Origin of the sequence: Dysosmobacter sp. Sow4_B12, from assembly GCF_052116665.1 — a bacterium.
Classification (GTDB): domain Bacteria; phylum Bacillota; class Clostridia; order Oscillospirales; family Oscillospiraceae; genus Oscillibacter.
The window spans coordinates 124,159-137,222 of sequence record NZ_JBQKKR010000002.1 but is presented as its reverse complement, the minus strand read 5'-3'; the positions used below and the strand labels follow the sequence as shown (position 1 = coordinate 137,222).

Sequence of the window (13,064 nt, the reverse complement as noted above, 5' to 3'; positions counted from 1 at the left end):
AGAGAGCACCATCAACAAGATCTGCAAGATTAGGAGGAAAAGAAATGAAAAAACTGTTCGCGCTGATCCTGACCCTGGCAATGGTCCTGTCTCTGGCCGCCTGCGGCGGGAAAAAAGAGGAGCAGAAGCCTGCCGAGGGCGATGCCCAGACTTCCGGCGAGCCCACGAAGATGACCCTCATCCTGCGGGGCGGCACCTACGGCGAGGTCATTAAGGCCGCTCTGCCCGCTTTCGAGAAAGAACACAACGTCACCTGCGAGGTCCTGGACCTGAGCTTTGACGACCTGCACACCAAGATCGCCCTGAATGCCCCCAATCCCAAGGGCGAGTATGACCTGTGCATGGTGGACGGCTCCTGGATGGCTGAGTTCACCGCCAACAACGTGCTGGCCAACCTCAGCGAGATGGGCTACAGCTTTGACGACGACATCATCCCCGCCACCACCGACATTTGCATGGTGGACGGCGACATCTACCTGGCCCCCTACTTCGGCAACGTGACCGTCATGCTGTACAACAAGCAGCTCATCGCCGACGCCGGCTATGCCCCCGAGGACATCGACACCTTCGCTGATCTGAAGGACATTGCTGAAAAGACCAACGCCGCCGGCAAGAAGGGCTTCCTCATCCGCGGCGGCTCCGGCGACAACATCGTCTCCGACTTCATCCCCCACCTGTTGGTCCACGGCGGCTGGGTCGTGGATGAGAACAACCAGCCCACCGTGAATACCCCCGAGTTCAAGGCCGCTTTCCAGAACTACATCGACCTGTACAAGCTGGGCGACACCATGGACAAGGATGACATCGTGGCCGCCATCGACAACGGCGACGCAGCCCTGGGCCAGGGCTGGCCCGGCTGGTACGTCCCCACCGCCGACTCCAATGCCAACTACACCGTCATCCCCACCAAGCTGGACGACAATGACACCCCCAAGAACACCTCCATGTACGGCGTGTGGACCATCGGCGTCTGCGAGAACAGCCCCAACAAGGAGTTGGCTCTGGAACTGTTGAAGTATTTGATGGACCCCGAGGTCCAGCTGGCCTCCATTGACGGCGGCGGCGTGCCCTGCCGGTACAGCTGCCTGCTCAACGAGGACGTCCTGGCCAAGTATCCCCACCTGGAGACTGTCTGCTCCGCTCTGGAGACCGGCGTGTATCGCCCCGTCATCGAGGAGTGGGCTGAGTTTACCAACATCCTGGGCATGGAGATGGACGCCGTTATCCAGGGCACCAAGGACATGGACACCGGCCTTGCTGACGCCCAGGCCGCTCTGGAGGCCCTGCTGGCCTGAGCGATCTTCCGCTCTGTAAACTGAACGAAAACACATAAACCGCCCTCCCGGCGCCGCCCTGGCGCGGCGCCGGGAGGGGAGAACTACCATGATGAACTGTGCCGTGTACCGCGGCAGAATGGGGGACCTTATGAAGCAAGCCGTCTTGAACAGAAAGCGCGCCAGGGAGCCCCACCTGGGCGAGCGCACCTTCCCCCGCCTGATGCTGGCACCCACGCTGGTGGTGATGGCCATTCTGACGGCGTATCCGCTGATTTTCACTTTTGTTTACAGCTTTACCGATTACCAGTACCTCAAGGGCGCGGAGAACGCCTCTTTCGTCGCGCTGAAAAACTATACCGATCTTATTCAAAACGTCTATTTCCGCCAAGCGGTCTGGAACACCGTTAAATTCACCATTCTGGCTGTGTTTTTTGAAATGGTGTTCGGCCTGCTGATCGCGGTTTTCATCAATAGCCTCAAGCGGGGCCAGAAGGTCATGCGCACGCTGCTGCTTCTGCCGTACCTGCTGCCGGCGGTGACGGTGGCCCTCAGCTGGCGCATGATGCTCTCGTCCAACTACGGCATTATCAACCAGGTGCTGGAGTCCCTGCACCTGCCGGTGTTCAACTGGTTCATGGATACCCGGACCGCTTTTGGCACCATTTTGCTCATCGACGTGTGGCAGAACGTTCCCTTCGTGTTTTTGCTGCTGTACGCATCCCTGCAGTCCGTGTCGGAGAGCCAGTACGAGGCCGCCCGCATCGACGGTGCCGGCGTCATCCAGCAGTTCTGGTATGTGACCATCCCCAACATCAAAAACGGACTGGCCCTGTGCGCCCTGCTGCGGACCATCGACACCTTCCGCCTGTTCGAGAAGGTGAATATCCTCACCGGCGGCGGTCCGGCCGGCACCACCTCCACCATTACCCAGTACCTGTACAACTACGGCATCCGGAACTTGAAGTTTGGCTTCGGCAGTGCCGGCGCCATCGTTATGACGCTGTTGGTGCTGATCCTGGCCAGCGCTTACATCAAACGTGCCATTAAATAACTGCCTATGGAAGAATGCAAGCTGACATTTGTAAATGTAGGGTACGGCGAGGCCATGGTGCTGCGGTGTCCGGCGCCGGAGCGCCCCGGCGGTGTGTTCGTCATGGCCATCGACGGCGGCAGCGCCGAGGCGGAGGAGTATGCCGACCGCACCTCCGGCCGGCTGACGCTGGCGGAATACCTGCGGCGGACCGGAACAGACCATATCGACTGTATGGTGTCCACCCACATCCACGAGGACCATGTCTGCGGCCTGCTGGCAGCGGCGGAGCTGTGCCCGCCGGCGGAGCTGTGGCAGACGCTTCCGTCGGATTTTTACCGGGGCACCATGCGGATTCTGGATACCACCCTGGCGGAGACTCCCTCCCAAAGTAAATTTCTGCGGGCGTTCAACGACTATCAGCGGCTCTGCGCCGGTGTGGAGCAGGGCGGCGGCGCCATCCGCACCCTGGGCGCCGGGGACAGCGGGCAGCTGTGCCCGGACCTGCGCTGGCAGGTGCTGGCCCCCGGCCCGGCGGATGCCGGTGAGCTGGAGCGGCGCTGCCGGGACCTGTTCGCGGAAGAGGAGCCCCGGGCCTTTTTGCAGGCGCTCAACGCTCTGGACGCCCGGATGAACAATTTCAGCCTCATGCTGCTGCTGGAATACCGGGGCGTCCGGCTGCTGCTGCCCGGCGACACCAACCGCGCCGGATACGGCGCCGTCCCCCCGGAGCTGCTGCGGGCGGACCTGTTCAAGGTGGGGCACCACGGCCAGCGGGACGGCGTTTCCCCGGCGCTGCTGGAAGCTGTCCGGCCCGGAATGGCGGTGTGCTGTGCCTCCAGCGACCGCCGCTATGACAGCGCCCACCCGGATACCCTGGCGATGATCGCGGCGGCGGGTGCCGAACTGTACTTTTCCGACTGCCCTCCGGTTGCATCCGGCCGTCCGGCGCCCCATGAGGCCCTGGAGTTTGCGGTGGGCGGGCGTGCGGGCTTGTCCGCCCGGTATGTGGAACATGTGTGAAAAGAGCCCGGGCTTTCACAGCCCGGGCTTCTGCCGCGCGAAAAGTCAAACGTTTGCTGAAAGGTGTCGGTGAGAAGTGGGGAAAGAGACTGGAAATGGGATTTGCTTTCGTGCATTTCTACAAAAATAAATGGTTAACCAGGAAACACATTGACATTTTCCTGCATAAATGGTACAAATAATAAAACGCTCCGCCGACAGGGACGGAGTGTATTTACGCAAGCGTTTTCGTTGCGGCGGGCGATCAGCCTGCCGCATTCCATACCAAAGGAGAAGACGGCCCGGCTGTTTTCCCCGCCATATCCCGGCACCCTGTCCGGAGGAAAGGAGCGCGGCACTGTGTTTGCTTTTTTTGACCAGCTGCGGCAACTGAATTTCGTATCCATTTTGCTGCGGCTGACGCTGGCCATGCTGTTCGGCGGCTTGATCGGGCTGGAGCGGGAGCGCAAGCGCCGTCCGGCGGGCTTTCGGACCTATATGCTGGTGTGCCTGGGCGCGGCACTGACCATGCTGCTGAGCCAGTATGAATATTACATGGTGACCCATGACTGGGCGGAGCTGGCGGGTCAGATCGGCATCCGCACGGATGTGTCCCGCTTCGGCGCCCAAGTCATCAACGGCATCGGCTTCCTGGGTGCCGGCACCATCATCGTCACCGGCCGCCAGGAGGTAAAGGGCTTGACCACCGCGGCGGGCCTGTGGGCCTCCGCCTGCATGGGTCTTGCCATCGGCGCGGGCTTTTATGAGTGCGTGCTGCTGGGCTTTGTGCTGATCTTCTTGGCCATCCGCCTGCTGCCGCAAGTGGAGAATTACATTATTGAAAGCGCCAGGAACATGAATATTTATGTGGAGTTCCAGTCGCTGGACAACGTGGGCGCCATTATCAACCGCATCAAGGCCCAGGACGTGCAGATCTACGAGGTGGACATTGCCCGGGGCCGGGAGGAAGACCTCCGGCGCCCCAGCGCCGTGTTCAGCATCCGCCTCCACCAAAAGCAGGCCCACACCCGTGTGCTGGCGGCCATTTCGGAAGTGGACGGCGTCTACACCATTGACGAGATCTGAGGAAGGGGGAGAACAGCCATGATACCTTTTTTTGACAGCCTGCGGGACATCAATGTGCTGTCGGTGTCCGTGCGGATGCTGCTGGCGGTCATTTGCGGCGGCGTCATCGGCATCGAGCGGGAGTTCAAGCGCCGCCCGGCTGGCTTCCGCACCCACATCCTCATCTGTCTGGGCGCGGCCATGACCACCCTCACCAGCCAGTACCTGTACCTTTACATGCATTATTACACCGACATGGCCCGCCTAGGCGCCCAGGTGGTGGCCGGCATCGGCTTCATCGGCGCCGGCACCATCATCGTCACCCGCCAGCAGCGGGTGAAGGGCCTGACCACCGCGGCGGGCCTTTGGACCTCCGCCATCGTGGGATTGGCCCTGGGCGGCGGCTTTTACGAGGGCGGCATTCTCACCACGGTCCTCATTTTGCTGGCGGAGCTGCTGTTTGCCCGGCTGGAGTACCGGATGCTGGAGAACGCGCCGGAGATCAACCTGTATATGGAGTATACGGACAAGGCTTGCCTGGAGAACATCTTGAAGCTGTTCCGGGAGCTGAACCTGAAGATTTTGAACCTGGAGATCACCCGCCCCACCGGCAGCGAGCACCACAATGCCTGCGCCATTTTTTCCCTGCGGCTGAACAAGAGGTGCCGGGTGGAAAAGCTGCTGGCGGACATCCATGCCACCCAGGGCGTATTGTCTGTGGAGGAGCTGTGAAAGCGGCGGAGGGGCTTTACGCTGCGGGCGGGAAATGGTATAATCAAACTGACCCCGGCAAACCAATCAGAAGGGAGCCCTCAATATGAAACAAGAATATGATGTGCTGGTCATCGGACCCGTGTCCCTGGACCACAATATCGACTATCAAGGCAACGAGCGCAAGGAGGTGGGCGGCGCTGTGGTGGCCTCCGGCTTCGCGGCGGCCAAAAGCGGCAACCGCACGGCGGTATTCACCAAGCTGGACCCCGCCGACGCCGATGTGGAGGCCCGGTTCGCCGGCTCCGGCGCCGATGTGTATTGGAAGCCCTCCAGGGCTACCTGCTCCATCCGCAACCAGTATTTCACCGCTGACAAGGAGAAGCGGGCCTGTACCTCCATGGGCGTGTGCGATCCCTTCCGGTTTGACGAGCTACCGGATGTGGATACCAAGATCTACCATTTCGCCGGCCTGGTATACGGCGATTTTGACGGCGCTCTGTTCGCAGAGGCCGCCAAGCACGGCAAGGTGGCGGTGGACGTGCAGTGTCTGCTGCGGCACGTGGAGGCGGACAAGACCATGGCCTTCCATGACTGGGCGGAGAAAAAGGAGTATCTGCCCTGCATCGATTACCTCAAGACTGACGCCGCCGAGGCGGAGATCCTGACGGGCCTCACCGACCGGGCGGAGGCTGCCCGCCTGCTGCACCAATGGGGGGCCAAGGAGGTCCTCATCACCCACAACACCGAGGTCCTGGCCTATGACGGCAAGGCCATCTACACCTGCCCCATCAAGGCCCGGAACCTGTCCGGCCGCACCGGCCGGGGGGATACCACCTTTGCCGGCTACATCACGGAACGCCAGCGCTCCGGCATTGCCGAGGCCTTGCAGTACTGCACGGCCCTGGTCTCCTTGAAAATGGAGACACCGGGTCCCTTCCAGGGCACCCGCCAGGATGTGCTGGATTATATCCACACCTTTTATTGAGACCGTCCCCATCCCCGCCTGCCCGACAGGCGGGGATGTTTTGCGGACAGGTTTGGAGAGTTTGTCCATATATTGAGAATATCCGTCGCTGCTGCACGGACAATTTGTGAAAAAGCGCAATTGACATCCGGACAGCGGCGTGGTAAGGTAGTAACACAATTAGATAACGGCAAACGAAGTCCGTAGGGGAATGGCGCAAGCCTGCCGAAGGAGTAAAACTCTCAGGCGCCCGGATACCGGGTGGGGACTATGGATGGATGTGGCTCTGGAGAAGCCCGATGACGGGTACCGAAGGTGCAAGGCGGCAAGGCCGCTGAATCTCTCAGGTAAAAGGACAGAGTGGATCAGCGCGGATAAGGGGTCCGCGTGTGTCTGTGTTTTCTTTTCCGGAGCAGCTGTGTGTTCAGCTGGTCCGTTTATTTTTTCGGGAGGGAAACAAATTATGTTCGCATCTGTGGAATCCGCGCTGCTTGACGTTGTCGTCAAGATCAACACGTACCTGTCCAACTACATTCTGGTATTTTTGCTGGTGGCTGTTGGCCTGTGGTACTCCATCAAGACCCACTTCGTGCAGGTACGCTGCTTCGGCGAGGGTATGAAAAAGGTATTCGGGAACCTGTCCCTGCGGGGCGGTAGACAGGAACGGGGCATGAGCTCCTTCCAGGCGCTGGCCACCGCCATCGCCGCCCAGGTGGGCACCGGCAACATCGTGGGTGCCTCCGGCGCCATCCTCACCGGCGGCCCCGGTGCCATCTTCTGGATGTGGATCATCGCCTTCTTCGGCATGGCCACCATTTACGCGGAGGCCACCCTGGCCCTCAAGACCCGCGTGGTGGACGACGATGGCACCATCCACGGCGGTCCTGTCTACTATATCACCACCGCCTTCAAGGGCGCTTTCGGTAAGTTCCTGGCGGGCTTCTTCGCCATTGCCATCATTCTGGCTCTGGGCTTCATGGGCTGCATGGTCCAGTCCAACTCCATCGGCTCCACCTTCCAGACCGCCTTTGGCATCCCCTCCTGGATCGTGGGCATCGTGCTGGTGGTCATTTGCGGCGTCATCTTCCTGGGCGGCGTCCAGCGCCTGGCCTCCGTCACGGAGAAGATCGTTCCCATCATGGCGGCCATCTTCCTGGTGGGCGGCCTGGTCATCCTGGTGGTCCGCGTGAAGTACATCCCCGCCACCTTCGGCATGATCTTCAAGTATGCCTTCCAGCCCCAGGCCATCATCGGCGGCGGCTTCGGCTACGCCATCAAGACCGCCGTCAGCCAGGGCGCCAAGCGGGGCCTGTTCTCCAACGAGGCCGGCATGGGCTCCACGCCTCACGCCCACGCCCAGGCCAACGTGGCCGACCCCCACGACCAGGGCGTGGTGGCCATGATCGGCGTGTTCATCGACACCTTCGTGGTGCTGACGCTCAACGCATTGGTCATTATCTCCACCCTGTACACCAGCGACGGTGTGCTGGCCGGCGGCTACACCGGCGCCGTCACCGAGACCATCAACAAGGCCAACCTGGCCCAGACGGCCTTCGGCACCGTGTTCGGCTCCAGCCTGGGCGCCGCTTTCGTGGCCATCTGCCTGTTCTTCTTTGCCTTCTCCACCGTTCTCAGCTGGAACCTGTTTGGCAAGATCAACGTCATCTACCTGTTCGGCAAGCATTCCGCCAAGGTCTATTCCGCCATCGCCCTGGTGTTTATCTTCCTGGGCACCGTCATGAGCAACGACCTGGTGTGGGAGCTGACTGACATGTTCAACAACCTCATGGTCATCCCCAACGCCATCGCCCTGTTCGCCCTCACCGCCATGGTGGTGAAGTCCACCCACGGCGTCGGCGTGAAAAAGTAAGCCGTCAATGGCTGCCAAGTAAAGAAACCGTCATGAAAATCCGCCGCCCGAAAATACGGGCGACGGATTTTTCTGCTTTTTCCACAAAAAGAGTACAACGAAAACGTTTGAATTAACAAAAAAATAAAATATTTTGACACCTTATTTGTGGGATTGTATAATTATTAACGGGAAAATCAGAGCGCCGGAGGGCGCCGATGAGAAAAGGAGATACGCCGATGAGCAACGAACTGACCCGGGCAAGCGAGATCATCGACAGCTACGGCTGTCAGCAGTCCAATCTCATTGCCATCATGCAGGAGATCCAGGCGGAGTACAAATATCTCAGCGAGGAGGCGCTGACTCTGGTGGCGGAAAAGCTAGGCATCAGCACCGCTAAGGTGTACAGTGTGGCCACCTTCTATGAGAACTTCTCCCTGGAGGCCAAGGGCAGACACATCGTCAAGGTCTGCGCCGGAACCGCCTGCCATGTCCGCAAGTCCCAGCCCATCTTTGACGCCATCCATGAATATCTGGGCTTGACCGGCAAGAAAAAGACCTCCGCCGACGGCATGTTCACCCTGGAGACGGTGGCGTGCCTGGGCGCCTGCGGTCTGGCGCCGGTCATGACCATTGACGGTGAGGTCCACGCGAAAATGACACCCGAGGCGGCCCTGGCGCTGCTGGAGGATATCCGGAAGGAGGAGAGCGGGAAATGATCCAGACGAAACTGACGCGGGACAGCTTTCACGTGTTCCAGGCCAATGCCCGCAACGCCCTGAAGCAGAGCGAGCAGGTCCCCTCCGTCCTCATCTGCGCCGGCACCGGCTGCATCGCCGGCGGCGCCATGAAGATCTATGACAATATCAAGAGCGAGTGCGAAAAGCGCGGCCTCCAGGTATATGTGGGCCTCAAACACGACACCGACGAGGAGAAGAGCCTCCATGTGAAAATGAGCGGCTGCCACGGCTTCTGCGAAATGGGCCCCCTGGTCCACATTGAGCCCATGGGCATCATGTACATTCACGTTAAGCCGGAGGACTGCCGCGAGATCATTGAAAAGACCGTCCTGGGCGGTGAGATCATCGACCGCCTGGTGTACCATCTGGACGGAGTGGCCTATCCACGGCAGGAGGATATCCCCTTCTACAAAAAGCAGCACCGGGTGGTGCTGGAAAACTGCGGCCGCAGCGACGCCGAGGACATTGAGGAGTATATCGCCAAGGGCGGCTACGCCGGCTTTGAAAAGGCCCTGTTTGAAATGACGGGGGAGGAGATCTGCAAGACCATCACCGACTCCGGCCTCCGGGGCCGCGGCGGCGGCGGTTTCCCCGCCGGCCGCAAGTGGGAGGGCGCCCGGAAGCAGACCTCTCCCAAGAAATACGTGGTGTGCAACGGCGACGAGGGCGACCCCGGTGCCTTCATGGACCGCTCCATCATGGAGGGTAATCCCCACAGCGTGCTGGAGGGCATGATGATCGCGGGCCTGGCTGTGGGCAGCGACGAGGGCTATATCTACGTCCGCGCCGAGTATCCCCTGGCCGTGAACCGCCTGAAGGCCGCCATCGCCAAGGCGGAGGCCTACGGCCTGCTGGGCGACCACATCATGGGCACGGAGTTCTCCTTCCGCATCCACGTGAACCGGGGTGCCGGCGCCTTTGTCTGCGGCGAGGGCAGCGCCTTGACCGCCTCCATTGAGGGCAACCGCGGCATGCCCCGGGTCAAGCCGCCCCGCACCATCGAGCACGGCCTCTGGGCGGAGCCCACGGTTTTGAACAACGTGGAGACCTTTGCCAACGTTCCCCTCATCATCCGAAACGGTGTGGACTGGTATCACTCCATCGGCACCCGCACCAGTCCCGGCACCAAGGCCTTTGCCCTGACGGGCAATGTGGTGAACACGGGCCTCATTGAGGTGCCCATGGGCACCACCATCCGGGAAGTGGTGTTCGACATCGGCGGCGGCATCCGGGGCGGCAAGAAGTTCAAGGCCGTCCAGATCGGCGGCCCCTCCGGCGGCGCCACCACCGCCAGCAAGGAGCACCTGGACCTGCCGCTGGACTTTGACTCTTTGAAGGGTATCGGCGCCATGATCGGCTCCGGCGGCCTGGTGGTCATGGACGAGGACACCTGCATGGTGGAGACCGCCCGGTTCTTTATGGAATTCACCCAGAAGGAATCCTGCGGCAAGTGCGTTCCCTGCCGGGAGGGCACCAAGCGGATGCTGGAGATCCTGGACCGCATCATTGCCAACAAGGGCACGTTGGAGGACCTGGCCCTGCTGGAGGAGCTGGCGGACACCATCACCAACACCGCCCTGTGCGGCCTGGGCCAGAGCGCCTGCAAGCCCGTGCAGAGCACGCTGAAATACTTCCGCAATGAGTATCTTGCCCACGTGGTGGACCATCACTGCCCCATCTGCAACCGGGAAAAGCCCCATCCCACCATCGACGCGGACAAGTGTAAGGGCTGCGGCAAGTGCCGCAAGAACTGCCCCATGGAGGCCATTTCCGGCTCCGTGAAGCAGGTCCACACCATCGACCCGGAGAAGTGCATCAACTGCGGCGCCTGTGTGGGCAACTGCCCCTTCGGCGCCATCACCGCCGCAAAGGAGGGCTGAGCAATGGCAAAGGGAATTATGTACATCGACGGCCAGCGTGTGCCCTTCGACGGGGAGAAAAACGTTCTGGCGGTCATTCGGAAGGCCGGTATCGACATGCCCACCTTCTGCTACTATTCGGAGCTGTCCACCTTCGGCGCCTGCCGCATGTGCGTGGTGGAGGATGAGCGGGGCAAGATCGACGCATCCTGCTCCATGGAGCCCCGGGACGGCATGAAGATCCGCACCAACACGGCGCGGCTTTTGAAGCACCGCCGGATGATCCTGGAGCTGATGCTCTCCTCCCACTGCCGGGACTGCACCACCTGCGAAAAGAGCGGCAAGTGCCGCCTCCAGGACCTGGCGCTGCAATTCGGCGTGCGGCGTGTCCGGTTCGAAGATACCCGGCCCCACTATGAAAAAGACCTCTCTTCCCCCGCCGTGGTCCGGGACCCCAACAAGTGCATCCTCTGCGGCGACTGCGTCCGCATCTGCGAGGAGATGCAGGGCATGGGCATTTTGAACTTTGCCCACCGGGGCAGCGACTTGATGGTCACCCCCGCCTTTGACCGGCAGCTTTCCCAGACCAACTGCATCAGCTGCGGCCAGTGCGCCGCCGCCTGCCCCACCGGCGCCATCACCGTGAAAAACGAGATCGGCCAGGCCTGGCGGGAGCTGTACGATCCCAATAAGCGGGTAGTGATCCAGATCGCCCCCGCCGTCCGCGTGGCCGTGGGCGAGGCCTTTGGCCTGGAGCCCGGCGTCAACGCCATCGACAAGCTGGTCTCCGCGCTGAAAATGATGGGCGCCGATGAAGTGTATGACACCAACTTCGGCGCGGACTTGACGGTCATGGAGGAGTCCGCCGAGTTCCTGGAGCGGCTGAAGAAGGGCGGCCCCTTCCCCATGTTTACCAGCTGCTGCCCCGCCTGGATCAAGTACGTGGAAAAGGAAGCTCCCCAGTTCCTAAAAAATGTGTCCACCTGCAAATCTCCCATGGAGATGTTTGCCGCCGTGCTGAAGGACCAGTACAAGGCCAAGGACGCCGAGGATGGGCGCACCACCTACCATATCGCCATCATGCCCTGCACCGCCAAGAAGATGGAGGCTGCCCGGGAGGAGTTCCGCCACGACGGCGTGCCCGATGTGGACCTGGTGCTGACCACCCAGGAGATCATCATGATGATCAAGGAGTCCGGTATCCGCTTCACGGAGCTGGAGGGTGAGGCCCCCGACCTGCCCTTCGGCATGGGCACCGGCGCTGCCACCATCTTCGGCACCACCGGCGGCGTGGCGGAGGCCGTGGCCCGCCGGGTGGTGGAGGACAAGTCCAAAAACACCCTCCAGGCCATCCAGTTCTCCGGCCTCCGGGGTACGGATACCATTCGCTCCGTCACCCTGCCTGTGGGCGACCGGGTGTTGCGCATCGCCGTGGTCCATGGCCTGGTAAACGCCAAGAAGCTGCTCAAGGACATTGAGGAGGGCCGGGCTTATTACGACCTGGTGGAGGTCATGACCTGCAAGACCGGCTGCGTCGGCGGCGCAGGCCAGCCCTATGGCCTCATCCCGGTGAAGCGCCAGCGGGCGGAGGGGCTGTACGAGGCGGACCGCGCCTCCCTCATCAAGCGCTCTGAGCGCAACCCCATCGTGACGGAGCTGCTGAACAACGAGCTGAAGGACCGCACCCACGAGCTGCTCCACGTCCACTACAAAGACCCCAGAAAGTAAAAGAGCTTTCGCAAGGCCCGACACAAAAGTGCCGGGCCTTGCCTTATGGGGGCGGCTCTTGTGTCGGCTGCCGCAGCCCCGGCGTGCCGTAGGGCAGAGTGAACACGGGAATGCCCTCCGCGGAGGGAGCGATGGCGTACATGGGATAAAAAAAGGCCAGCCCATCCTCTGTTAAGTAGTAATTCTGCCCGTTGAAGTGCCGGCGCAGCGCCTGGCGCCAGTGCTCGTGGTAACGGGCCACGCCGGCGGCCTCCTGCCGGGTGATCTCGCCGGCGGCAAAGGAGAGCAGCGTCCGTTTCCATCCCCGGACACCGGGGAAAAAATCCTGCAGGGGGATGGGATAGCCTGCCGATAAGTCCCAGGTGTCGCCCCGGCGGGTCAGCAGGGGCGCTCCCGCGGGTCCTGCCTCCCGGGTGTGAGTGTACAGGCTCCAGAGGCCTCCCTGGTTCCAGGTGACGCAGTATCCCAGCTCCGCCCGGAAACAGGGCAGGGGGCGGCTGGCGTCCAGGGCGGCGTGGTACTCCGCCCTGGCCTGGGGCAGCAGCCAGGCCTCGCAGTACTTGAAAAAGCACCGCCGCTGCAGCTGGTAGTACCGGCGGATGCGGCGCGCGGCGGCGCTTTGGACCATCGCCGGCTGGGGCAGGGAACAGGTCGCGGTCAGCACCGGGATGCCATCCTCGGTCCATTCCCGCTCCGTGACGAGGGGCTGCGTGGGCAGCTGCGCCAAAGGTGCTTTCATGGGATGCCGTCTCCTCCTTCGCGCAATGGCGTTTGCTCCAGTTTATGGCGGGCGGCGTGTCCCGGTGAAAAACGGCGCATACTTTAAAGTGTAAAAA

General features: G+C 61.6%; 11 protein-coding genes and 1 riboswitch. Of the genes, 10 read left to right on the top strand and 1 reads right to left on the bottom strand.

Going from position 1 to position 13,064, the window contains the following annotated elements:
• The first annotated feature begins 44 nt into the window (after positions 1–44).
• From ACTQ4R_RS04615 to ACTQ4R_RS04570, 10 genes are all read left to right on the top strand, one after another.
• The gene (locus ACTQ4R_RS04615; RefSeq protein WP_441626298.1) at positions 45–1,295 is read left to right on the top strand and encodes an extracellular solute-binding protein; all 1,251 of its coding nucleotides are present in this window, start codon (positions 45–47) and stop codon (positions 1,293–1,295) included.
• An 88-nt stretch (positions 1,296–1,383) separates the two neighbouring features.
• A complete protein-coding gene (locus ACTQ4R_RS04610) occupies positions 1,384–2,328 on the top strand; it encodes a carbohydrate ABC transporter permease (protein WP_441626296.1) in 945 nt (314 codons plus the stop codon).
• Positions 2,329–2,334: 6 nt separating this feature from the next.
• Positions 2,335–3,330, top strand: coding sequence for a ComEC/Rec2 family competence protein (locus ACTQ4R_RS04605; RefSeq protein WP_441626294.1), 996 nt, complete (start codon positions 2,335–2,337; stop codon positions 3,328–3,330).
• A 339-nt stretch (positions 3,331–3,669) separates the two neighbouring features.
• Complete coding sequence (locus ACTQ4R_RS04600) at positions 3,670–4,395, top strand: MgtC/SapB family protein (RefSeq protein WP_441626292.1); 726 nt, start codon at positions 3,670–3,672, stop codon at positions 4,393–4,395.
• An 18-nt stretch (positions 4,396–4,413) separates the two neighbouring features.
• Positions 4,414–5,106, top strand: coding sequence for an MgtC/SapB family protein (locus tag ACTQ4R_RS04595; RefSeq protein ID WP_441626290.1), 693 nt, complete (start codon positions 4,414–4,416; stop codon positions 5,104–5,106).
• A gap of 85 nt (positions 5,107–5,191) precedes the next feature.
• Positions 5,192–6,073: a PfkB family carbohydrate kinase gene (locus ACTQ4R_RS04590; protein WP_441626289.1), complete on the top strand. Its 882-nt coding sequence runs from the start codon at positions 5,192–5,194 to the stop codon at positions 6,071–6,073.
• Positions 6,074–6,328: 255 nt separating this feature from the next.
• Positions 6,329–6,421, top strand: a riboswitch (glycine riboswitch).
• Between the two features lie 94 nt (positions 6,422–6,515).
• Positions 6,516–7,922, top strand: a complete 1,407-nt coding sequence (locus ACTQ4R_RS04585; RefSeq protein WP_441626287.1) for an alanine/glycine:cation symporter family protein — start codon at positions 6,516–6,518, stop codon at positions 7,920–7,922.
• Positions 7,923–8,140: 218 nt separating this feature from the next.
• A complete protein-coding gene (locus ACTQ4R_RS04580) occupies positions 8,141–8,620 on the top strand; it encodes an NADH-quinone oxidoreductase subunit NuoE family protein (protein ID WP_441626285.1) in 480 nt (159 codons plus the stop codon).
• Positions 8,617–10,521, top strand: coding sequence for an NADH-ubiquinone oxidoreductase-F iron-sulfur binding region domain-containing protein (locus tag ACTQ4R_RS04575; RefSeq protein ID WP_441626284.1), 1,905 nt, complete (start codon positions 8,617–8,619; stop codon positions 10,519–10,521). Before ACTQ4R_RS04580 ends, ACTQ4R_RS04575 begins: the two co-directional genes overlap by 4 nt.
• A gap of 3 nt (positions 10,522–10,524) precedes the next feature.
• Positions 10,525–12,228: a [FeFe] hydrogenase, group A gene (locus ACTQ4R_RS04570; RefSeq protein ID WP_441626282.1), complete on the top strand. Its 1,704-nt coding sequence runs from the start codon at positions 10,525–10,527 to the stop codon at positions 12,226–12,228.
• Between the two features lie 43 nt (positions 12,229–12,271).
• Here the strand turns inward: ACTQ4R_RS04570 and ACTQ4R_RS04565 are convergent, their stop codons facing one another.
• Entirely contained in the window at positions 12,272–12,967 is a 696-nt protein-coding gene (locus tag ACTQ4R_RS04565) for an RsiV family protein (protein WP_441626280.1), read from the bottom strand.
• Between the last annotated feature and the right edge of the window lie 97 nt (positions 12,968–13,064).